General features: G+C 57.0%; 16 protein-coding genes. 9 read left to right on the forward strand and 7 right to left on the reverse strand.

Going from position 1 to position 22,759, the window contains the following annotated elements:
* Positions 1-22: 22 nt before the first annotated feature.
* From ABD890_RS01400 to ABD890_RS01430, 7 genes are all read right to left on the reverse strand, one after another.
* Positions 23-5,275: a serine/threonine-protein kinase gene (locus ABD890_RS01400; protein ID WP_345084865.1), complete on the reverse strand. Its 5,253-nt coding sequence runs from the start codon at positions 5,273-5,275 to the stop codon at positions 23-25.
* Positions 5,276-5,279: 4 nt separating this feature from the next.
* Entirely contained in the window at positions 5,280-5,888 is a 609-nt protein-coding gene (locus ABD890_RS01405; RefSeq protein ID WP_345084868.1) for an RNA polymerase sigma factor, read from the reverse strand.
* Between the two features lie 156 nt (positions 5,889-6,044).
* A complete protein-coding gene (locus ABD890_RS01410; RefSeq protein ID WP_345085294.1) occupies positions 6,045-7,997 on the reverse strand; it encodes a carcinine hydrolase/isopenicillin-N N-acyltransferase family protein in 1,953 nt (650 codons plus the stop codon).
* Positions 7,998-8,041: 44 nt separating this feature from the next.
* Positions 8,042-9,070: a dipeptide epimerase gene (locus tag ABD890_RS01415; protein ID WP_345084871.1), complete on the reverse strand. Its 1,029-nt coding sequence runs from the start codon at positions 9,068-9,070 to the stop codon at positions 8,042-8,044.
* On the reverse strand, positions 9,061-10,176 hold the full coding sequence (locus ABD890_RS01420) for an N-acetyltransferase DgcN family protein (RefSeq protein ID WP_345084874.1): 1,116 nt from the start codon (positions 10,174-10,176) through the stop codon (positions 9,061-9,063). The genes ABD890_RS01415 and ABD890_RS01420 overlap by 10 nt, the downstream gene beginning before the upstream one ends.
* A gap of 66 nt (positions 10,177-10,242) precedes the next feature.
* Positions 10,243-10,557 (reverse strand): hypothetical protein, encoded by a 315-nt coding sequence (locus tag ABD890_RS01425; protein WP_345084877.1) that lies wholly within the window; start codon positions 10,555-10,557, stop codon positions 10,243-10,245.
* A gap of 207 nt (positions 10,558-10,764) precedes the next feature.
* Entirely contained in the window at positions 10,765-11,247 is a 483-nt protein-coding gene (locus ABD890_RS01430) for a VOC family protein (RefSeq protein ID WP_345084880.1), read from the reverse strand.
* Between the two features lie 115 nt (positions 11,248-11,362).
* Between ABD890_RS01430 and ABD890_RS01435 the strand changes: the two genes are divergently transcribed.
* The 9 genes from ABD890_RS01435 to ABD890_RS01475 all read left to right on the forward strand — a co-directional run bounded on the left by ABD890_RS01435 (position 11,363) and on the right by ABD890_RS01475 (position 22,757).
* Positions 11,363-12,733, forward strand: a complete 1,371-nt coding sequence (locus ABD890_RS01435) for a sigma-54-dependent transcriptional regulator (protein ID WP_345084883.1) — start codon at positions 11,363-11,365, stop codon at positions 12,731-12,733.
* 369 nt (positions 12,734-13,102) lie between these two features.
* On the forward strand, positions 13,103-14,890 hold the full coding sequence (locus ABD890_RS01440) for a Na+/H+ antiporter NhaC family protein (RefSeq protein WP_345084886.1): 1,788 nt from the start codon (positions 13,103-13,105) through the stop codon (positions 14,888-14,890).
* A gap of 40 nt (positions 14,891-14,930) precedes the next feature.
* On the forward strand, positions 14,931-16,706 hold the full coding sequence (gene ggt / locus ABD890_RS01445; protein ID WP_345084889.1) for a gamma-glutamyltransferase: 1,776 nt from the start codon (positions 14,931-14,933) through the stop codon (positions 16,704-16,706).
* 98 nt (positions 16,707-16,804) lie between these two features.
* Positions 16,805-17,677: a DUF1559 domain-containing protein gene (locus ABD890_RS01450; RefSeq protein WP_345084892.1), complete on the forward strand. Its 873-nt coding sequence runs from the start codon at positions 16,805-16,807 to the stop codon at positions 17,675-17,677.
* Between the two features lie 312 nt (positions 17,678-17,989).
* Positions 17,990-18,946, forward strand: coding sequence for a cytochrome c oxidase subunit II (gene coxB / locus ABD890_RS01455; protein WP_345084894.1), 957 nt, complete (start codon positions 17,990-17,992; stop codon positions 18,944-18,946).
* A 2-nt stretch (positions 18,947-18,948) separates the two neighbouring features.
* Entirely contained in the window at positions 18,949-21,171 is a 2,223-nt protein-coding gene (gene ctaD, locus ABD890_RS01460) for a cytochrome c oxidase subunit I (RefSeq protein ID WP_345085297.1), read from the forward strand.
* Positions 21,168-22,001, forward strand: a complete 834-nt coding sequence (locus ABD890_RS01465; protein ID WP_345084897.1) for a cytochrome c oxidase assembly protein — start codon at positions 21,168-21,170, stop codon at positions 21,999-22,001. Before ctaD ends, ABD890_RS01465 begins: the two co-directional genes overlap by 4 nt.
* The gene (locus tag ABD890_RS01470; protein WP_345084900.1) at positions 21,998-22,237 is read left to right on the forward strand and encodes a hypothetical protein; all 240 of its coding nucleotides are present in this window, start codon (positions 21,998-22,000) and stop codon (positions 22,235-22,237) included. The genes ABD890_RS01465 and ABD890_RS01470 overlap by 4 nt, the downstream gene beginning before the upstream one ends.
* On the forward strand, positions 22,230-22,757 hold the full coding sequence (locus ABD890_RS01475; protein ID WP_345084903.1) for a QcrA and Rieske domain-containing protein: 528 nt from the start codon (positions 22,230-22,232) through the stop codon (positions 22,755-22,757). The genes ABD890_RS01470 and ABD890_RS01475 overlap by 8 nt, the downstream gene beginning before the upstream one ends.
* The last annotated feature ends 2 nt before the right edge of the window (positions 22,758-22,759 follow it).

A 22,759-nucleotide genomic window follows, 5' to 3' on the forward strand; every position in this document is an offset into this window, starting at 1 on the left:
GAGGTGATCGTTGCTCGTCAACTTATTTGCCGCTGGCTGGCGGACGAGCAAGAACCCACGTTGCGGGGATTTCTCCCAAGAACTCCGGGGCGTTCGGTCCTTCGGTGATTTGCAAGTTCAGCTTGTCACCTTCAAGCTGATACGTGCCTGAGAACGCTCGCTCCGCCTCCCATTGTAAGTTGGGATTGCCTGGATCGAGCCAGGTACCTCGCTTGGGCGACTGCGATGGGGTAACACGAATGTTGGTGGCGAAGTGCAACGTGTTGGGTTCGCCGTCAATTCCCTCTCCCGCCTCGACGGTTCCGTTCAATTGATGCCGGGTACCATTGTCCCGATTATCGCGAATCAGTTGGAAGCGATCCCCGTCCAGCTTCAAGCGAACGCCGCCCATGCCAAGCTGCCCAAACGCTTCTGGCTGGATCCATTCCCCCCGGAGCTTCTCAAGCGATGGTGAGATGGCATTCAGGGAATTGGCCGCTGTCGGTTGGACGTATGACGCTCCTTGAGCGGCAAAACCGTCCCACACATCATTCGGAACTTGCTGCTGACTCAACGAAGGAGCAGGATCTAGCAACGAGTCTGTCTGAGGGGCTGTTGAAGTTGCCGCGGCCCGTTCTAGATGCAATGTTGGAGGAAGCTCCATGCAGAAGGAATCGTCGACGAAGACTTTTTCAATGGCAATGGTGAAGCGGTCTCCATCGGGCTGAACCTTGGCGGTAAACAGCTTCTCTTCGGTCCCGATGATGCCAGGGACGTTCGTGGGGATATGCCCTGGCGCCACGGTGGCCTGGGCATCTGGTTTAAAGCGCTGGAACGTCAATTGTGGCTGGCTGTTGTTCACTGGCTGGGCGACTTCAAGGGTGCCGGACAGCCGGGTCGTTTTGCCGGTGCTTTCATCAAGGCGGATCCAAGTGTATCGATCTCGGGCGAGTTCGAACGTGTACTTGGTGTCGTTCTTCTTACCATCGTTAGGGACGCTCGCATCCCAATGGCCTTGCAGCGACAACACTTCTGCCAAGGGATGCAGCGGCAGATCGGTGTCGGCGGAATTCTCGTTGAGGCGGTCGAACGTGTAGCGAACGTTGCCCCACAGGCCGACGAAATCGGGAGCTACAGTATAATGTGGCACCAGGTGCAGTTGCCCAGCGGCCAACTCGATCGAGCCACTCATAAGTGCCGTGATGCGGTTCGAGTTCTCGATCGGCTGTAGAAACGTGATCGTGTGAAAACGATTGTCCCCAAAGTTAAGTACCGGTTCTTTCAAGACGCGAAGGGTTCCGGTGACCTGCTTTTCAGCGGAAATCCCCTCGTCACCGCTTAGTACAAACTGATTACCATTAATTTCGAGCTGCATCCCTTGAAGGGCCCAATTGCCTTGAAGGTGACGTTCCACAGGCGTCAACTCTAGCTGCGTAACGACGCCGTTGGTCCGAAGTTTCGTCGAGGGCTGAGGACCCTTGGACGAAACATTCTTTTTCGGTGTCGAACGATCGTATAGTTGGACGGTCAGCGTATGCCCGTCGATCGTCACGCTAATCTGGGAATGGTATGTTTCCTTCGGCTTTACGTCCGAAAGGTTGACGCCGACTCTGATCTTCTGGTTAGGCTTGATGAGATCGAAGTTTTGGATCAACACATTCTTCAAGGGGACGTCGGCGGGAACCGAATGATCGAGGATGTTGAGTTTAGGGTCGATCTCGAATTGAACCTTTACATCCCGCAACGGTTGATCGCTGACGTTGGTGATCATCGCGCAGTGAAAGTTGGAAAGTCGCGGATCATAGGCTGCGTCGAATAGCTCGAACTTGATATGCTCCTCCAACCATTTTCGATCTTCGGGCGAAGCATCGTATGCCTGATTGCCGGTAGCATCCTCCTTTCGCGATTCCAGCAACAGTCCTGGCAGTTCGATCTTCGATACCGGTCCACTTCGCTGGAACTCGAAGGTGGCTGGTAGCTCATCAGGAACAAACGCGACCGAAGGCTCGCTCGGCTTTTCAAACGCCTTAGTCAGCGTCAAGGATAGATGTCCCCCATCCAGCCGGTACGTCCCGGAGACACGGTGTGCCGGGTTGAGAGTTTCAACGCTTCTGTCGAAGTCGAGCGTCGCGGCGTGAAACTCAATGACATCTTCACCTCGCGACAGGGTAAGAATCCCTGAGGCAATTTGCGGCTGCGGATTGTCCTCGGACTTTGGGGTCCACTCGATCAGATAGCGGCGATTGAAAATCAGCAATCGGTTGATCGTTCCCGAGGGCGTTTCGTGATTGGGATCTGTTTCCGGAACCCAGGTTCCCGAAAGTTCCGCGTAGGGATCAGTCGTCGGTGGAGTTGGCATAACACTGGCCACGGCCTGCTGCCCTGTCATGGCTCCGAAGGGACTTGCCCCGGGCGTGTACTGCGTGAAGTTCCAGGTAATTGGGTAGGTGTTATTCGCGATGCCTGGCAAGTTCTTCACGTCGGAAATCTGAAGTAGCAAGAGCGAACTGCCGAACGAATACGTTCCCGAGAACGAGCCATCGGTGATCGGCTCCCATTCCTGTTCTCCATCGAGCTTGGGGAAACGATTGGAAGGAGTGAAGGCAATCGTCGAGGCATTCGTATCGATCTCGTACTTGCCCAGCAGACGCAACCTTCGTCGATCGGTTTGATTGGGGCCAGCGATGATGCGAAGCTCGAAGTGTCCTCCGTTCATCATCAGGATGAGAATATCACCACGTCGATTCCCAGAAGCGATTTCGCCGTACCATTGGCCTGCGGCAAGGCTGCTCGGAAGATTCACCACCGGCAAAGGCCATTGCGGGGGTGTCATCCCGTAAACCGCGTTGGCAGGCACCTGGGCAATGGGAGGTTGCATTAAGATGTCGGAGTAAACATCAAGTTGCCATCCGACTGGTTGCGAGCCTTTCGAGATCTCTGGCAGCTTTTGAACGTTGTGGAACTTGATCTTTAGGCTGTTGTTCTCTTGCTGGTAAGTTCCTTCGAGGCGTGCTCCTGCGACGCTCGTCCACTTCGGGGAGCCGTTCGCTCCTGGGAAACGTTTTATCGATTTGAAGGAAATGGTCGCACTCGGCTCGTCGATCTCGTAGTCGCCCATCAGGTTGGCGCTCGGAGCGCCAGGAACCCGTCTGGGATCCATCATCACCAGTATGAAGGTGCCATCTTTCAACGTCAGCGACACCACACGCTCAGGCTGCTCGCCAGAATCGGAGTGTCCTTGCCAGTTGCCATACAGCGGAAAGGCGGCTCGCAAAGGGTTCACGGGTGGGTAGAACGCAGGTGCGGGCCCCATAGAGTTGGACGGCCACTGAAAGTTGGTGTTGGGGGCGGATTGGGTTGGTGCGGGAGTCGCCTGCTGGTAAACGCCAGTGGCCGGAGCCCAGTGGTTGCCGGTTGCTGGCAACCGGGTCGCAGGCCCCACAAGACCAGGAGGCTGAACGTAATAAGGAGAAGGTGTGGCAGGCGAGGTCGCTTGAGCAGGCTGGAAGCCGCCGACAGCCGCACCCATCCTCTGCGCTGGTGCCGTTGCGTTAGGGACACTGAATCGTGCACTGGCCGTAGCTTGAGGTGCCCGAGCTGTTGTTCCAGATGCCTGGGGCGACGTCGAGCCATATCCATCCTGGACCGGGAATCGTGCCGTCCCATATCCATGATTGGACGGAGGTATCGGCACGCTGAATCGGGCGTTGGGGGCAACCTGGGCTGGCTGAGGTTGTACGTTCGGTGCCCCGAACTGTGCTGAATCGCGAGCGATTCCTATATTGGGAAACTGATTTCGGTTTTCATCCGTGACTCGGACTCCTTCCACTTTCTCGACGATGCGGACGATCTTCTCGTCGCCGCGAGTCAACGTGACCTCGCCATCTTCGAGCGTGAACCCGTCCACCTTGCCTTCAATTTCGAGCTCGTACTTGCCGGCGGCCAGGCGAACGTTGTTTTCTCCTTTGGTCACCGTCAGGCGGCGGTAGGTTTCGTCCCCCTTTTTGATTCGCACGGCAACATCTTCAGCGAAGCTCTCGATGGTGAGCGTTCCCTTGCCGGTCTCGAGCGTGATTAAGATTCCGGCCAGCATCAGGGCGAACGCGCCGAATCCGGCGGCAACCCAACGTGTGATGCGTGAGTTTCCATTGCCGAAGTTGGTGGGCTTCGGTTCGGCGGGGCGTGGTACACGGGTCGGATCTTGCAGATGGGCCAGCCATTGTCCGAGAAGCGATTCGACTTCTAGCGCCGTGCCATAACGCTCTTCTGGATCGCGCGAAAGCAGCTTGCGAACGATTTGATCCAGCCAGTCCGGAATGTCAGGATTGTGTTCAGTCAGCGGCCGGGGCGAAGCGGTGGTGATGCGTGTCAGGACACCCATCGTGGTGTCGGCGCGGAAGGGAGAATGCCCGGTGCACATGAAGTAGAGCACGCTACCGAGGCTGAAAAGATCGCTTCGCCCGTCGAGGCTTTCACCGCGTGCTTGCTCGGGTGACATGTACTGCGGCGTACCGACCAGCGTGCCACTTTGCGTCATACTGGCATCGTCGGCGGCGCGAGCGAGGCCGAAGTCGGTGATCACAACGCGTTCGACCCCGTGGTTCAGCAGGATGTTGGCTGGCTTTACGTCGCGATGGATCAGCCCCTGAGCATGGGCCGCTGCCAGACCGGAAGCGACTTGCTTGCCGATCCGAAGGACTTCGCGAACTTCCAGTGGGCCATTCTTACGGACGCGACTTTCGAGCGAACGCCCCTCCAGTACCGGCATTACCAGGTAAGGCAATCCGTTCTCTTCGTCCACCGTTTGAATTGGCACGACATGTTCGTGAACGACCGCCGCGGCCGACTTGGCCTCGCGAGAGAATCGTTTCCGAGCCGCCGCGCTGGCGGCAAGTTCGGGCGAGAGGACTTTGATCGCAGAGTGCCGATCGAGTGACGGATCGTAGCCCCGCATGACGATGCCAGTTCCGCCGCGTCCCAGGACTTCCAGAATTTCGTACCGGCCGAATCGCCCCAGGGAATCGGGATGATCGCTCGGCGTCAGGAAGCCGACCCAGATGTTCGAGGAAGATTGCGGCTTCTCCATCGCTCGGGTCGGATCGCTGCCGGCGTCGGCTTGCAGATAACCACGGACCTCGTCCAGCGGCATCCCGGCATCGGCGACAACTTCCAGTTGCGACTGGCACGTCGGGCAATGCTCTACATGTTGGGTAACCTTGTGCTGCTCTTCCGGAGCAAGCCGATCTTGAAGCAATCGTTCAAAGACGGCGTCGTCGTAATGAGACCGGGCAACCATGGGACTATCCTTTAGGCGAGATCGATGTGTCGTCCATTTGTTGGGCATAATGTTTCAGCTTGGCCAGGACTCGACACCGAGCGACCCGCACACTGCCAGGCGGCTTCCCTAAGGCAGCAGCGACCTGATCGATCGATTCTCCTTCGACACCCGTTCGCCAGAATGCCTGCCAGTTCTCTTCGGAGAAGTGAGACCGCGCTTGTTGCGCGGCCCAGGCAAACAGTTCGCGGCGATATTCCAGATCGAACTGGGTGGCAGCTTCGCTCTCTTCGGCTGCATGCTCGTGAAGCATTTGCAGCAAACGCGTGTCGCCGCTCCCCCGTGGTTCCTTCTGGCGGGTCAGAAAATTGATCATCAGATTGCGGGCGATTCGGAAGAGCCAACCCCGAAAGGTTCCGGTTTCGGCATCGGGGTCAAAGCGATGGATCGCTGTTTGAACCGTCGTAAAGACATCCTGCGTCAGGTCTTGCGCATCGGCGTGCTGCAAGCCCTTGCGGCGGGCGAGTCGGTAGACAAGCGGTTCATAGATCGTTACAAACTCTTGCCATGCCGTATGTTGCGACACGTCTTGAATCTGAACGAGCAGCGATCTTCGCGTTTCCGGTCCTTGCACAAGCTTCCTCCTGCCCGTGTACACACACGACGCCCACGATTGTTACGTCGGCGGAGGAAATTTTAACGAGATTTTCCGGTTGTCGCCTCTAAGAGAAGTTTGCGGGCGACAAAACTTGCTATCAAACCGGACGATTGAGCGCTGCCGGTGGCCTGCCTACGGACGAGTGACCAACGGATTTTGCGTGGTGAAATAGATCCGTCCCAGGTCGAAGTATTCGCCAGGGTCGGCGAAGCTCCCTGCCGTCTGCAGATGGATGGCATTGCCGTTTCGATGCCGCCGCAATCGACCGGCCGAGCCGACCGGCACGAAGTCCCCCGATTCCCCGTCGCGAAGGAAGACGTGGTACTCGCCACCAAATTTCCCTTCGTCTGGGTTGCCCTCAATCTTGTCGATCTGCAGAACCAGTGTCATAGGGCCAGGGTGGTTGCTGGGAAGCTCGATCCCTTCGATCGCCGTGCTTCCATTGCCGAATGCCTTTCCGCTAAGACGAACGCGATCGGCTGAGGTTCGTTCCAGTTCCACACCAGCAGTGTGCAAAGCGTTCTCAGGCTGAGAGCTCAGTCCGAAACGGAAACGCTCGTTGCTTTCCGGACCGGTCAGATTCCAGCCGGCAATTTCCGCCACCAACCAGCCGCGTGGGGTGAACTCGGGTTGGCTGGCACTCGAGCGGATACGAACCGGGGGCGAAAGCGGAGCATACCGCGTCGCCGCTCTGGAGTCGTTCCGGCCGATTCGCATGGAGCCGTTGTGCGTGCGGCAGTCGGTCAAGCCGCCACTCCATTTCAGCGCGGCGACGACATCGGTGGTCGATCCTAAACGCGTTCCAATCTTTTCACCAAAGGGAAAGTCGATCAGAATCTGCCCCGTCGATTTCTCGTTTGCCAAACTGGCTGGCGGTGGGAAGTCGCTTGCGAGCCGGGTAACGGTCGCCAGCGCCAATTCGGTTGCCTGGTCGTGCTGTTGACGAAGATCGCGAGAGGTAGGTGGAGAATCACGCCAAGTCTTGGTGAGAGCATCGATGCGTGCGATCGATTTCTGTTCAACTTGCTTCAGGGCGGAAGTGACCTGATCCAGGTTGTTCGCTTGCAGTTCGGTTCCGCTGGAATCGTAAAACGCCTGACGAAGATTCATCGCGGCCAGGCAGAGGGAACTCTTCCCTGGGCCATTGCCAGCTGTCGCAACGCCTTCCTGGGCAGCCCAGCAAGGAATCGCGATCGAGAACATCGGTTCGCCCAGGATCGCCCACATGGTGACCAGCCGAGGATCTTCGCCTGGGGCGACCCCTTGAAAGACCGCCGCGGCGACGGTGCTATTGCGATTCAAGGTCGAGCCGGTGATCCATTGGCGATCTTTCGGGTCGGCATCGGAATCGACTTCGTTGAACGCGCTGGCATGGCAACCTTCGACATCCCGGCAAACCTGTTGCAGGAGGAACGCCATATCAAGCGTCCCAGCCTGGTGGGCACTCAGGCAAAGCTCGTGGGCTCGTCGATAACGTTTGCCGGAATACATATCTTCAATCGGCTGAGGGGCGTCATCGGGCAGTCGTTGTCGAGCGGTCTCGCTGAAGTTCGACCGCACGATGAAACCCTGCGGCGCGACGGCGGAATCGTTGGCGTCGAAGGCCTGATAACTGGTCGGGCCGACCTCAAACAGCATCGCTCCCCCATGAGCATCGATGACGCCGAAGTTCCCACGCGTCATGCGGCCGGTCGCATTCGTCCGGTCGAGCAGGGCTTGAAAGTCGGCGACCGTTTCGCAGCTTTCCAGGGCGAGCGTGATCAGGTCGCCGTTGGTCAGACCATTGGCTGCTTTGCCTTCCAGATCGCGGCTGGTCGAGTTCTCGATGCAGAAGCCAACCGTGTTGCTGCCCATTCGCATCCGACGGGTTGCCTCGGCGTTGGCGATTCCGACGAACGGATACTGGCCGCGGTCGGAATAGACTATCTCGTTTTGCGGCTGCCAGAAGTCGCGATTCTTCCACAACAGAGGCCGTCCGTCCGGCGTCGCCTTGCCAGAGACAATCACGGTCGTGCATGCCTCGGCCGAAACTGCGAAGGCACCAGCCATCAATAACAAGCCAATAAACCAGCGAACAACGATCACAGGCAAGACCAAATCTAGGAGGGATCTTCAGGAAGGAAAACGTTTCAGGCCAAGGTCGAGTCGAGGGTCACACCACAGCCAAAATCTTGCGGCGGATGGATGGTTCCGAGCTCGACTTTCACCCCATTGGCAGGCTGGCGAGCCAACAGCACGGCGCCATCCAGATCGACAAAGTCCAACAGCGGGCCAAGCTGCGCCGCCGCACTGATGGCGACTTCCGATTCGATCATGCAACCGGTCATCGTCAGCAAACCACGCGACTTAGCTTCGGCCAACATCCGGAAGGCAGGCGTCAGCCCGCCACACTTACATAACTTGATATTAACCCCATGAAACAATCCGTCACACTGGCGGACGTCATCTTCTTTCTGACAGCTTTCGTCCGCCACGATCGGGAGGGCACTTTCCTCGAAAACTTCCCGTTTGGCGGCAATCGGGGCATCCGCTGGGAGGGGCTGTTCGATGAACTCGACCCCCAGTTTGGCCAGTTCGACCGAGTTGCGGATCGTTTCCTCGACCGTCCATGCACAGTTCGCGTCGACCCGCAGGATCGCGTCGCTGTTCTGCCGAAGGGCCTGCATGATCTCCAAATCGTTGGGCGTTCCGAGCTTGACCTTGATGATCGGCCAGCCGGCATAGCCTTCCAGTTCGCGGACCATCGCTTCAATCGAGGCAATCGAAACGGTCACGCTCGACGAAGGGACGTTCGTCCACGAAAGCCCCTGACGGGCAAAAACCGTTGTTTGTTGCAACTTGCCGTACAGATCATGGGCGGCCTGATCGAGAGCGGACAGGGCAAAGTAATCGTGCGCCAATCGACGCTGAGCCCAAGACCAAAGGGCTTCTGGCGTGGTGAACTCGTAACCGGCAAGGTCGTCAGCGATGCTTTCCAGCGAACTGCTGATCGATTCGGCAGTGTGCCCGTAGTAGCTGCTGCGCGGAGCCTCGCCAAGACCCGATTCACCGTCGTGGTGAAGTTCGACGATCACAGTCTCTTGAGTCGACATCGATCCACGCGAGATCGTGAAGACGTTCCGTAGCGGCATTTCAAAGCGATGCAGTTCTAGTCGCATGTCCCCACCTTCTTTCCCAACGCCAGCACCGCGTCAGCGAGAATGCCGGGACCATCGCGATAAACATCGCACATGGGCAATCCCAGTTCGGCAGCGACCTTCTGCTTCTCGACTTCGGCCTCCTCAGCGGAGATCCGGCGACCATTCATCGAAACGCCAATCACTTCGGCGGGAAAACGCGAAGACGCCAGCGCTTCGTACAATGTCTTCAGTTCTGAAAGCGACTTCAGCGGCACATGATCGAGCCCCTTGGTATTGGTCCGGGTCGCTTCGTAACACAAGATCAATCCATGTGGGGCACAGCCATGCAGTAGCCCCAGAGTGACCGCCGAGTAAGCCGGATGGACGATGCTCCCCTGCCCTTCGACCAGCAGAATGTCGTGGTCTTGATGAGCTTGAACGAGGCGTTCGATCGAGCCGTTCACGAAGTCCGAGACGACTGAGTCGATCGGAATTCCCTGCCCGGCGATCATAATGCCTGTCTGCCCGGTCGCCAGGAATTCGGCGTCGTGTTGGCGTTTGACCAGCTCTCGCTGGACTTCCAGCGCCGTGAACATCTTGCCGACCGAGCAGTCGTGACCGACTGTATGAATACGCAGACATCCCTCGCGAAACGTTGCGTGCTTGGCCGTTTCTCGAAGATCGTTTCGGCGAACGTCGATCAGGCGAGCCCCGGATTCTTCGGCGATCGAGCGGAGCTGTGGATCTTCGATCAAGTGATCGTGCAAACCGGAAACGACATCGATTCCATGCTGAACGGCATCGTGAATGGCCGCCTTCATCTGCGGCGGCAAGCGACCTCCAGCGGGTGAAATGCCAATGAACAAGGCGTCGGGAGCTTCAACGTCGCTAAGCGAAGCGACCACTGGCGTTTCGCCACCATGTCCTAAGGCCTGCTGAGTTGTCTGGCCAGCGGTTTCGGAGTCGAGGATCGCAATCACATCCGATCCGCGGAAGCGAAGCAATCCGATCGCCGTCTTGGCCGAGAATGGCGTGGTATGACCTTCAGTAAGAACGACGATTCGGCGATAGTCTGCAAGCGTTACCTCGGTGCGACGTGCGGCAACAGTGGTCGAGGAACACGAGATGTCGTTGGTGGTGCTCATAATCTTCGAGCGTAATCCTGAAACAGAAGGAAAGATGCGTTAGGGATGATTGGGTGTGGCTGTTGATTACTCACCTTCCGGCATGTCTCGAGGACCATCGGGGCCAGGCATGCGGAAATGAAACTGATGCGATCCGCCGGCCGTGACCTGAGCGATCTGGCCGGTGTCGCCATAAACACAAAGTTCGCCTGAGCGGCTCCGGATGTTTCCATCGATGCCGCCATTGCTGTCGGTTACAATCACGCGATAACGCCCGGGCGGAAGGGCCTCGCCTGATTCGGTCGCGAGTTGAAAGGCTCCATCGGTCTGAATCTGGCCGGTGGCGGTCGGATGCGACTCGTTCGACGAATCAGGCTCGAATCGGACGGTTCCCTCTTTCAAAGGCGCCTTCCCACAATAGATGACTCCTTGAACGAGTTGACTCTCGCTCGATGCCTGGCCATCGCTCCCGCAGCCGGTCAAGGCCAACGTGCAAGTGGCAACTAAACCGAAGAGCGTCCGAAGCCTATAACCCTGAATTATCTGCACTGCGTTCATACCCCCTTAAGAACGAAACAAATCAGCAAACCTGGCAAGATTTGCTGCCGGCTATTTTGCAAACAATGAACCCAAGTTGTTGAAGCCTTTGATCTCGATGGCGTTGCCCGACGGATCGAAGAAGAACATGGTTCCCTGTTCGCCAGGTTCGCCTGCGAAGCGAATGTATGGTGCGATCTCGAACTTGATGTCCTTCCCTTTGAGCGTTTCGGCCAGTTCGGTCCATCGCTCCATCGTCAGCACCACACCGAAGTGCGGGACAGGGACGCCATGTCCGTCGACTTCGTTGTAGTGAATGCCATGCCCCGACATCTTTTCGTTCAAGTGAACCACAAACTGATGACCGAAGAAGTTGAAGTCGACCCAGGTAGCAGCACTGCGACCTTCCGGGCAACCGAGAAGTTCGCCGTAGAAGGCTCGAGCCGCTGCAATGTCATGGACCGGCACGGCCAGGTGAAACGGTGGCAGTGGTGAACCTTCCAAGGAGGATTGGCCTGCGGCGGAGGGGTTTGGGTCGCTGGTGGAAATTGTCATGGTTTTACTCCCGGGTGTTGACGTCGATGGTCTTGGCAACCGATGCTGAGCCCGTTATGCAAGAAGCGTACCGGACGACAAAAGTTCACCCGGTCTCTTGGGAACAGAAGCGAACATGGCCAAAACCTCTCGGCAGAAAATTTTGTTTATCGACGACATCCCTGCGCTATGCGAAGAGATGGTCGATACCCTGCGTGGCGAGCACCTGGACGCGGAATCGAACCTGAGCCCGCTCGATGCGATTCCCAAAGTCGTGCAAGGGGATTACGACCTGGTGATCACTGGGTTGGTGATCGCCGAGCTGGGAGGCTTCGATATCATTCGTCGCATCCGGGGTGCTGGCTGCCGGGTTCCCATTATCATGGTCACCGGATTCGGTACCGAGCAATCGGCCATCGAGGCAGCCCGGCTTGGCGTCGCAGATTACCTGACCAAACCGATCGAACGAAAAGAGCTTGTTGCGCGGGTCCGGCGGGTCCTTGTCGAGCATGCCCCAGCCGTCCCGGAACGACCGAAGTCGTTGGCACGCATGATCTCCGGCGATGCGAAGATGAACGCCATCTTCGAGAAAGTGAAGACCATCGCTCCAACGGAAAGCCGCGTGCTGATCCTGGGTGAGACAGGCTGCGGCAAGCAGCTATTAGCGCATGCGATCCATCAGCAATCGAAGCGTTCGAAAGAACCCTACGTCGAAGTCAACTGCGCGGCGATTCCTGCGAACCTGCTGGAAAGCGAACTGTTTGGCCACGAAGAAGGCGCATTCACCGGGGCCTCGAAACGGCGCGTCGGTCGCTTTGAAACGGCGGGTAAGGGAACGATATTTCTCGACGAAATCGGCGAACTGAGCTTTGATTTGCAGTCGAAGCTGCTGCACGTTCTCGATAGCGGCAAGTTCACGCGGGTCGGAGGAAACAACGACCTGAAAAGTCACGCGCGGCTCGTATCGGCGACCAATCGTGACCTCTCGAAAGAAGTCGCCCAGGGGCGTTTTCGAGCAGACTTATACTATCGGTTGAACGTGATTTCGATCGAGCTTCCTCCGCTGCGGGAACGCCCGGGCGACATCGGGATACTTGCCCAGCACTTCATGAATCAGTTTGTTACGGATGGTCGTCAGCCACCGACGTTTACGACCTCGGCGGTCGACATGATGAAGGTCTATCCTTGGCCTGGGAACGTCCGTGAACTGCAGAACTTTGCGGAACAACTGGCGGTACTGCACCAGGGCCCGCGGATCGAAGTCACTGATTTGCCTTCGCGCATTGTGCAACATGCGCTGGGTGTTCCTCATGCTTCGCCTACCGAATCGGCGGAACGGATTCCGTTTCGTAAGGCGAAAGATCAGTTCGAAAAAGAGTACCTGTTGAAGGTCATTCAAGACGCCAATGGCAATCTGGCCGAAGGTGCCCGGCTGGCAGATATGGACCGAGGGCAGTTCTATCGCCTGGCCAAGCGGCACGGTCTTACGACGAATTCCGATCTCTAAATCGGCGTCGAAAATCTGCGGAATCTTTCTTCCGCCTCGTCGCCTGATGCCCAATTCGAAAGCAGGTGTTGACCAAAAAACAACAACGATGGTCAACACGTTGACGATTCGTCATCAGGCAGAAAGCTCGAACTATATGCGTATTTTGCGGTGGCATACGCGCATTGAACATTTCCCAAAATGAATTCCCCCGCAAACTGCTGGTCCGTTGGTTTTATCGTGATTCGGACGCCGAAATTTCATCTCAACCAGCGTTGTTCGGCATCTAGGTTGCTTTCCAGAGAAGGAACTCAAAGTCCTTCGAGTCCAGCAGTGCGAGGCGGCACCGGTTGGACTCACGAACCCTTCCTTTACTGAGAAGCTATCGTTTTGCATTCGCCTGCGGAAACCACAACCGGGCCCAACGACCAGCAGCTTGCCGACGTGATGTCGCCAGGCGGAACCGGACCAACGAGTCTCCGTTCCCGGATGCTGCTGGTCGCGATGGTGTTGGGAGTCTTGCTCGTTTCCGCAATCGTTGGGTTGAGCGTCTCTCCGCAGTGGACCATTCAAGAGGTCGTGCTCGACCCGGCTGCCGTTGACGATCCGTCGATGGCGAAGTCATTAGGTAAGTCGGGCCTGACCGAAGCCGATCTGCAGCAGCACGAAGCAGACGGAACCGCGCCCATCCAAACGAGCGTGCTGATTGCCGAGACAAGCGATTCCGGCAAGAAGCGGTTTTGGCAGCGAACTGCGACGGCTCATTATGGAATGTGGTCGTTGTTTCCGGCGATCGTGGCAATCTCGGCGTGCTGGATCTTTCGCGAACCTTTGACGGCGCTCTTGTTAGGGGCGATCAGTGGGGCCTTCATCCTGGGGCAGTTTGATTTCACCGACCAGGTTCTTTTGCCTTCGATGGCGACGACCAAGGCGGCCGGTATTTTAGTCCTTTACCTGTGGATGCTGGGCGGACTGCTAGGTATTTGGGCCCGAACCGGAACAGCGCTCGCATTCGCCGAATGGATATCGAAGACGTTTGTCCGTGGCCCCAAGAGCGCGAAACTGGTGGCCTGGTGTCTGGGGATTCTATTCTTTCAAGGCGGGACGATCAGTACAGTATTGGTTGGGACGGCTGTCCGACCGATCGCCGATCAGAAGCGAGTCAGTCATGAAGAGTTGTCCTACATCGTTGACTCGACCGCATCGCCGATTGCGGTGCTTGTCGCGTTTAATGCCTGGCCCGGCTATATCCAAACGTTGATCTTTGTTCCTGGGATTGCTTACCTCGCCAGTGAACAGGATCGGCTGCGATTCTTCTTCTCGGCGTTGCCGTTGAGCTTCTACGCGATCTTTGCTGTCTTGGGGACGTTTCTGTTGTCGCTGGATGTGGCCCCGTTGTTGGGGAAGCGATTCCGGGAAGCAATCCGGCGTGCCCGAGCCACCGGTGCCCTGGATCGACACGATAGCCAACCCCTTTCGTTTTCGAGCCCGGCCGGCCAGCAAAAGGCCCCGCATTACGTTCCGCATCCGATCGATTTTTGCATTCCTATCCTGTTGTTGACCGGAATCGCCGTAGGAAGCTATTTCCTTACCTCGGTTCCCCAAGTGCGCTGGGGATTCGCTGCCGCATTGGTCGTCGCGGCGCTAATCGCGCTGCTCCGAGGGCTTTCGCTTCACGATCTGGTCGCGGGCATCGGAAGTGGTTTGCAGAGTGTTGTCTTTGCTTCCGTCATTTTGATGCTGGCCGTCACGCTGGGTGATCTAACGCAAAAGATTGGCGGTGGCGCGTATTTGGTTGACTTCCTGGGGGATTCGATCCCTTACTGGATTTTACCAGGCGTGCTGTTTGCGATCTCAATTGGAATTGCCTTCTCGACCGGAACCAGTTGGGGAACGTTCGCCGTGGCGTTTCCATTGGCGATGCCGCTGGCGTTGGCCTTGGCGGCGAATCAAGGCTTGCAGAATGAAGTGCTTTATCTATCAGTCTGCTTTGCCTGCGTTCTGAATGGCAGTGTGTTTGGCGACCAGTGCTCGCCGATTTCCGATACGACCGTGCTGAGTGCGATGACGACTGGCGCCGACTTGATGGACCATGTCTCCACCCAGATTGTGCCAGCCACCGTAGCGGCGGTGTTGGCATTGATCTGCTGGACCTCGATTGTCGTCCTGTTTTGTTGATTCCTTTCTTTCCATCCCTGAACGAATCACGAAAGTTCCTATGTCTTTCCCACGTAACCTGATCTTTGTCGCGGTTTGGGTCGCGAGTATCACGACCGTCGTATCTCCATATATCACGCTGGCACAGGACCTCAAACGCCCACCACGTGAACCGGTCGATGTCGCCGAGAGCACCCAGGGAGTCGTCGTTTCCGACACGAAGGCTGCGTCGGAGATCGGCTCCAGTCTGCTCGCCAAAGGAGGCAACGCTGTTGACGCGGCGATTGGTGTGGCCTTTGCCCTGGAGGTGACCTGGCCGGAAGCTGGGAACATCGGTGGAGGTGGCTTCATGCTGGTGGCTCCGCCGGATGAAGAAGTGATGTGCATCAACTATCGCGAAAAAGCTCCGGCGAACGTGGATCCTCATAGCTTCTCGGAATGGACCCAGCATCGCCATATTCGCATGGCTGGCGTTCCCGGGACGGTTCGCGGGATGGCGCTAGCGCACGAGAAATATGGCAAACTTCCTTGGGCCGAGATTATCGCTCCTTCGATTGCCCTGGCCCGCGATGGAATCGAGGTCGACGCCTATCTCGCCTATTCCCTGAATTCAGTTTTGACGCTGGGCTACATCCAATCGGAACCACGCTTTGCCGAATTCCGCCGAGTGTATGGCAAGCCGGATGGCAGCTTGTGGAAGGCAGGCGATCGACTGGTTCAGCCTGACCTGGCCAAGTCATTGTCTTTAATCGCCGAGCAAGGTTCCCAGGTCTTTTACGAAGGGGAAATCGCGCAGCAGATCGCCAAGGAATCGGAAGCGGGCGGCGGTCTGATGGCGCTGAAAGACTTGAAGCAGTATACCGCTCAGGTACGCCCCGCCATGCACGCCAAGATTGGCGACTACACGCTGTACGGCGCACCCCTCCCCTCGTCTGGTGGCACCGTGGTGTTGATGCAAATGCAAATGCTGCAGGCACTCGACTTTCCGAAAGATACCCAGCAGTACTGGACGACCAAACAGGTTCATCTGATGACCGAGGTGATGCGTCGAGCCTTTCGCGAGCGTGCGGCGTGGCTGGGTGATTCCGACTTCGTCTCGGTTCCTGATCATCTTCAATCGAAGGCCTTCGCCGAGAAGCTGGCAGCCACCATCGATCCCAACCAGGCAACGCCCAGCGAGGCAATTGCGGGTTCGATTGCTTTGAGCGAAGGCCCGGCTGAGAGCATGGAAACAACCCACTTCTCGGTGATCGACAAAGATGGAATGGCGGTCAGCAACACCTACACGCTGGAAGGAACCTTCGGTTGCCGGATTGTTGTGAAGGGAACTGGCATCCTGCTGAACAACGAGATGGGGGACTTCAACTGGTACCCGGGCACCACGAATCGCGACGGCGATATTGGCACCTTGCCGAACCAGTTGGCGCCTGGCAAACGGATGCTTAGCTCGCAGTCGCCAATGATTGTTCGTGAAGATGGGCAGGTCAAACTGATCGTCGGCAGCCCAGGCGGTCGGACGATCATCAACACCGTCACCGAGATCCTGGTGCAAACGCTAATGCTGGGGCGTTCGCTGGAAGATGCTATCGATGGACCACGCTTCCATCATCAATGGTTTCCCGACACGATCCGATTTGAAACAGTCGACGAAGGTGTGTTCGACAACATCCGTCCCGAGTTGAAAGCAATGGGACACGATGCCGAAGACCGCACGGTTTGGCGACAAGGATCGGCCCACGGGATCGTCGTCAACCTTGATACGGGTGAAGCGAAAGGTGTCGCCGATTGGCGCCGGGGTGGCGCGGCCCGTGCGCCTGTGTCGGTGACTTCGCCATAGTCGTTGGCGAATCGGTCCCTCGTTCAAATCCTCTCCATCAGTTGGTTCAGAAAGCAATACGATCGGCCTTATTCTTTAATGTATCGGAGCAAGTGGTAATGAAACGTCCCGTTCCTGGAAGTCGCTCACGAAGTGCCTTCACGCTGGTCGAGTTACTGGTGGTGATCGCCATCATTGGGATTTTGATCGCTTTGCTTCTGCCTGCGGTGCAACAAGCGCGTGAAGCAGGAAGGCGAATGCAATGTCAGAACAACTTCAAACAGATGGGTCTGGCGCTGCATAACTATCACGATGTCTTTGGCGGATTGCCGGCGGCCTATTATCGTGACCCAGACTACTACAATCGAGGCTGGGGCTGGGGATCGATGATCCTACCGCAGTTGGAACAAGAGAACCTCTATAACGTGATGGAGGTCGCGCACGAGCGAATCCCTCGCGATCCCAATGTGAACACGCAAACGGTGCTCAATGCGTTCCGCTGCCCTTCCGACACGGGACCCGATCTGAATCCAGAGCGAAACGATCAAGGGATGTCGAACTATGTCGCCGTCCAGGGAGCCGATTCGGCCGGTGGCTATCGATCGAGTTCAGACGACCTCGGTGACTATGGCGGCTTCATGTTCCAGGTGAGTCACATCAAGTTTCGCGACGCGACCGATGGCCTGAGTAATTCGTTGGTCGTTGGGGAACGAAGCTATTGGAACAAGGCGCCTGAGCGACCTTGGCTTGGTGCCCAATGGGTGGGGGTAACGTACAACGCTGGCTATGCAGGCGTGATGCGCTGCTTGTGGAACAACGACGACTACCAGCTCAACGGCGAGGCTTCGTGGGCTTTCGCCAGCAATCATCCCGGCGGAGTGCAGTTTCTGCTGGGGGATGGCGCCGTGAAGTTTCTACCGGAAACGATTGACGGAACCACGCTGATTCGACTGGCTCAGCGAAACGACGGCGAAGTGATCGGTTCTTTCTAGCCTTGCATAAGAAGTCCCAGGCTCCTGGTCGCGTTCGCGCGGTTAGGGGTCTGGCTCTTTTCGTGATCTCATCCGGTAGAGATGGTCTTCGCTAAACTTTCACTAACACGCAGTGGCTTGTCAGCTTCTTTAGACTGCCCAGCATCCGCTCCTTAAACGTCAGGCTGCCTTCGAGCGGTCGCGCTTTGCAAAACACTCGCACAAAGTCTCAGCCATCTCTCCGAAACCGCTTTGCTGCTTCGGGTTTCATCGTATAATCTTGGCTGTTTCGATGGACCTTACGTCGCTAATGCACCTTGGAGTATGGACGCGATGCAGTCGACGTTCCCGGTTTTCGACCCTGCTTCCCCGCAGGCAGAGTCGATACGTGATCTGTTCGTGCAGGTGCTTTTCATCAGCGCGGGTATCTTCGGCATTGTTGCCGTTTTGATCTGTGTGGCGCTGTATAAGTTCCGTGCCCGCGAAGACGTTCCCAAGCAAGATTTCGGCAGTCATCGGCGTGAAATCGCCTGGATGGCTGGACCGGTCATCATTGTGCTTTGGATCGCCGCGATCAGTATCAAATTGATGCTGACCATCAACGCTCTGCCGGTTCAGTATGCCAAAGGTGGCGAACATTCCGACGACCGAGTCGACCTGATCGTGACCGGGCATCAATGGTGGTGGGAAGTGGAATATGTCGGGACCGACGTTGTCTCGGCTAACGAGATTCACATCCCCACCGGCAAGAAGCTGCGCGTCGAACTTCGCTCGGCAGATGTCATCCATTGCTTCTGGGTTGCGCAGTTAACGCGAAAAATGGACGCCATTCCGGGGCATACCAACTATGTCTGGCTCGAGGCCAACGGACCTGGTGTTTATCAAGGTCGATGTGCGGAATACTGCGGAACGCAACATGCCTGGATGAACTTTCTGGTAATCGCCCACGATCCGGATGACTACGAAGCTTGGGTGCAACGCGAATCGAGCGAGCCCGCGCCTCCCTCGAATGAGCTTGCCGAGAAAGGGAAAGCGGTCTTTATGGACCTGACTTGTTCCCAGTGTCATGCCATCTCTGGTACACCGGCCCAAGAAGATTTCGCCCCCAATCTGACCCACCTGGCAAGCCGCCGACAGATCGGCGCCGGAGTGATTGAAAACTCGAAAGAGAACTTACATACCTGGCTGGCGAATCCACAGGCGATCAAACCAGGCTGCAAGATGCCCAATTTCAAGCTTAGTGACGAGCAACTCGATCAGTTGGTTGCCTACCTGGAGACGCTCGAGTGAGTATGCCGCTAGTCGAAACTTCCTCCCCGGCGACAACTGACGAGGTTGAATCGGGACGATTGCTGTCGTGGGTAGGAACGGTCGACCATAAACGGATCGGAATCCTCTATATCTGCACGGCGACGATCTTTCTGGCCATTGGTGGCCTGGAAGCGCTGTTGATGCGGGTTCAGTTGTTGTTTCCCAACAACACGTTTCTATCGCCCGATTTCTTCAACCAGATGTTCACCATGCATGGCACCACGATGGTGTTTCTGGTGGGTATGCCGGTGCTGGTCGGCTTTGCGAACTACTTTGTTCCGCTGATGATTGGTGCCCGCGACGTCGCGTTCCCTCGTTTGAACGCGATGAGCTATTGGTTGCTGCCGATGGGCGGAATCCTGCTCTATTTCAGTTTCTTCACCGGCAAAGCACCCGATGCTGGCTGGTTCAGTTATGCCCCTCTCTCGACAAAGCCTTACAATCTGCAGGTCGCTCAGGACTACTGGATTATTGGCCTGCTTTGTTTGGGTGTTGGTTCGGTCGCGGCGGGTATCAATATTGTTGTCACGGTGCTGACGCTTCGCGCACCTGGCATGAGCCTGCAGCGCGTTCCGCTGTTTGTCTGGATGAGCTTCATGACCGCGATCTTAACGGTGTTGGCCTTGCCGGCACTGAATGCGGCCTTGGCGATGCTGCTGATCGATCGCTGGTTGGGAGCGGCTTTCTTCGAGCCTGATCGAGGTGGCTCGGCCGTTTTATGGCAACACTTCTTCTGGGTGTTTGGCCATCCCGAGGTTTACATTTTGATTCTGCCAGCGTTCGGCATGATCTCGGAAATTATCCCGACCTTTTCGCGGAAGCCAATCTATGGCTACGCGTTCGTCGCCGGTTCTAGCGCCGTGATTGTGTTGCTGAGCTACGGCGTATGGGCCCATCATATGTTTGCGGTTGGCCTGGGCATGGGGGCCGATATCTTCTTTGCTGTGGGCACGCTCCTGATTGCGTTGCCGACCGGGGTGAAGATCTTCAACTGGACCGCGACGATGTGGGGCGGCTCGATTCGACTGACAACCGCCATGATGTTTGCCGTCGCGTTTCTCTTGGAATTCGTGGTAGGTGGTTTGACAGGCGTGATGTTCGCCGCCGTACCGATCGACTGGCAGTTGACCGATACCTATTTCGTCGTGGGGCACTTTCACTATGTCCTGATTGGCGGGACCGTGTTTGGGGTGTTTGCCGCGACCTATTACTGGTTCCCCAAGATGACCGGCCGTATGCTAAGCGAGAAGCTTGGACAGTGGCATTTCTGGTTGTGGGTGTTCGGCTTGAATGCGACATTTATGTCGCAACACTTTCTTGGCGTGATGGGCATGCCGCGACGTGTTTATACCTATGCCGACAACCCCGGCTGGATGATCCTGAACATGTTCGCCACGCTGGGGGCGTTCGCGATGGGAGCCGGAACGCTGGTCTTGCTCTGGAATATCGGGATGAGTCTCCGACATGGCAAGATCGCTGGAGATAATCCCTGGGACGCCTTCACGCTGGAATGGGCGACCACTTCGCCACCCCCTGCGGACAATTTCAAAACTATTCCTGAAGTCAAAAGTCGTCGTCCGCTGTGGGATATGAGCCAGCCGGAACTGGCCGACTGGAAGCATGGCAAGACGCCCGAGGACAGCGGCCGTCGGCCCAGCAAAGCATTGGTTTGTGCCTGGGCGTTTGTCGCGTCGGAAGCGGTTTTCTTCCTGTTGTTGCTGGTCGGTTACGTCGTGTTCAATTCGCAGCACTTAGAGGGCCCCAACGCTGCGAACTCGCTGGACGTTGCCCGAACTGGGGCGTTCACGGTCTGCTTGCTGGCAAGCAGCCTTTCGTTCTGGTTCGCCGAACTGGCGTTGCATGCCGGCAAGATGGTGCATTTCCGGCGTTGGCTCGGAATGACGATCCTGCTCGGGGCGATCTTCATCGCCGGCCAGATCTGGGAATACACCGGCCTGATCATGAACGACATTACGGTCGACGAAAACCTGTTTGCCGCCACGTTCTTTACAGTGACCGGCTTTCATGGTCTGCACGTGATGGCCGGACTGGTCACGCTTTCCATTCTTTTGAGCCTGGCGATTCGCGAAGACTTCACGTCGAAGCAGATTCAAGTGTTTCGTGGAGTCGGAATTTACTGGCACTTTGTCGACGTCGTCTGGATTGCCGTTTTCTCGATCATTTACCTGGGGCTAATGCAATGATGGCGTTTCTGACCGATCCTGCCCTTTGGCATTGGACTTCGCGAATCTGGTTTGTCGTTCTGCCGCTGCTGGTCGTCGGCTTGTGGCTGCGTCCCAAGCCATTTGCCGCGCGGCAACTGTGGTTTCTCGCAGCATGCTTCGTACTGCTGATGGCGTTTGTGTCGCCGATTGGTGTGCTGGCTCGGGGCTATTTGTTTAGTGCCCACATGATTCAGCACTTGCTGTTGCTACTGATCATCCCCCTTTGCCTCATGTTAAGCCTTCCTCAGGGAGCGTTCGCCAGCATTGCGGAAAGCCCTCGAATGATGTCGCTGCGGAAGTGGTTCGCCCACCCGATGCTGGGCTGGGTTTTGGGCCTCGGGGCAATGTGGTTCTGGCATGTCCCTTCGCTCTGCAGCGCGGCAACGCAAAGCGATCTACTGGGCGTGATTCGTAGCGCGACCTTCCTGCTGGCGGGTTTGGCCTTCTGGTGGCCGATTTACGCCCCGCTGGAAAAGTATCGTCTCGATCCATTGACCTCGGTCGTCTACTTGTTTTCGGCCTGTTTGGGCTGCACGCTGCTGGGGATCTACATCACGTTTACCACGGTTTCGGTCTGCCCGGCGTTTGCCAATCCGGTCGATCGAATCGGAATCTTGACCGCCATTTACCAGGCCGGGCTCTCCCCAAGCGTTGACCAGCAACTGGGCGGACTGCTGATGTGGGTTCCACCTTGTTCGCTGTATGTATGTGCCATCGTCAGCGTGCTCTGCCGCTGGTATTCGGCGGAAAGCAGCATCCTGGAAACGAGCGGACCCAACGACAAGAACCTACCGGAGGCCTCGGCATGAGCGAATCGGAAGCAATTCAAGATGCCGAATTGCCTGCGGCATCCAGCGAAGAAATGGCCGAGATTCCACCGACTTATGCCCCAGCTGCGATGGCGCTGGGCGTGACGATGCTGCTGTGGGGCATCACCACGATGTGGATCATGTCGGCCGCAGGGTTCGCCGTGATGGTTTACGCACTCTGGAGTTGGATCATCGAGATCAGCCACGATTGGAAGAAGGAAAGCACCGGTGAGTGAGCAATCGGAACAACCTCAAACAGCCGGTGAAGACGATCGCCGCGGCTTCTTTGCGAAGGTCAGTATTATTCTGTCCGCCGTCATCGGGGCTGGAATCACGTTGCCCGGGCTCGGATTCGTGCTCGCGCCGGTCTTTGCGCGACCGAAGCAGTCGTGGCGCCGGATTGGCAAAGTCGACGACTACGAAATCGGCAAGACGGTCACGGTCGAGTTCCGCGATGATGTCTCGGTCAAATGGGCTGGCGTCACGGCGATGACCGGTGCCTGGCTGCGACGCGTCTCCGAGAAAGATTTCATCGCCTTTTCGATCAACTGCCGTCATCTCGGCTGCCCGGTCAACTGGGTTGCCGACGCCAAGCTGTTCATGTGCCCCTGTCATGGCGGTGTCTATTACGAAGATGGAGACGTCGCCGCTGGTCCGCCGCCGGAACCACTGGCTCGCTACGAAGTCCGCATCAAAGATGGCTTCGTCGAGATCGAAACCTCTTCCGTGCCTTTAACCACCAACGACCAGGTATAGCG

This window comes from Bremerella cremea (assembly GCF_039541315.1).
GTDB classification, from domain to species: domain Bacteria; phylum Planctomycetota; class Planctomycetia; order Pirellulales; family Pirellulaceae; genus Bremerella; species Bremerella cremea.

What these genes read in the sequence shown, in the direction of transcription:
- ABD890_RS01400 (WP_345084865.1), bottom strand. Translation starts at nt 5,275, where the DNA reads ATGGTTGCCCGGTCTCATTACGACGACGCCGTCTTTGAACGATTGCTT.
- ABD890_RS01415 (WP_345084871.1), bottom strand. Translation starts at nt 9,070, where the DNA reads ATGCGACTAGAACTGCATCGCTTTGAAATGCCGCTACGGAACGTCTTC.
- ABD890_RS01420 (WP_345084874.1), bottom strand. Translation starts at nt 10,176, where the DNA reads ATGAGCACCACCAACGACATCTCGTGTTCCTCGACCACTGTTGCCGCA.
- ABD890_RS01430 (WP_345084880.1), bottom strand. Translation starts at nt 11,247, where the DNA reads ATGACAATTTCCACCAGCGACCCAAACCCCTCCGCCGCAGGCCAATCC.
- ABD890_RS01435 (WP_345084883.1), top strand. Translation starts at nt 11,363, where the DNA reads ATGGCCAAAACCTCTCGGCAGAAAATTTTGTTTATCGACGACATCCCT.
- ggt (WP_345084889.1), top strand. Translation starts at nt 14,931, where the DNA reads ATGTCTTTCCCACGTAACCTGATCTTTGTCGCGGTTTGGGTCGCGAGT.
- ABD890_RS01450 (WP_345084892.1), top strand. Translation starts at nt 16,805, where the DNA reads ATGAAACGTCCCGTTCCTGGAAGTCGCTCACGAAGTGCCTTCACGCTG.
- coxB (WP_345084894.1), top strand. Translation starts at nt 17,990, where the DNA reads ATGCAGTCGACGTTCCCGGTTTTCGACCCTGCTTCCCCGCAGGCAGAG.
- ctaD (WP_345085297.1), top strand. Translation starts at nt 18,949, where the DNA reads ATGCCGCTAGTCGAAACTTCCTCCCCGGCGACAACTGACGAGGTTGAA.
- ABD890_RS01465 (WP_345084897.1), top strand. Translation starts at nt 21,168, where the DNA reads ATGATGGCGTTTCTGACCGATCCTGCCCTTTGGCATTGGACTTCGCGA.
- ABD890_RS01470 (WP_345084900.1), top strand. Translation starts at nt 21,998, where the DNA reads ATGAGCGAATCGGAAGCAATTCAAGATGCCGAATTGCCTGCGGCATCC.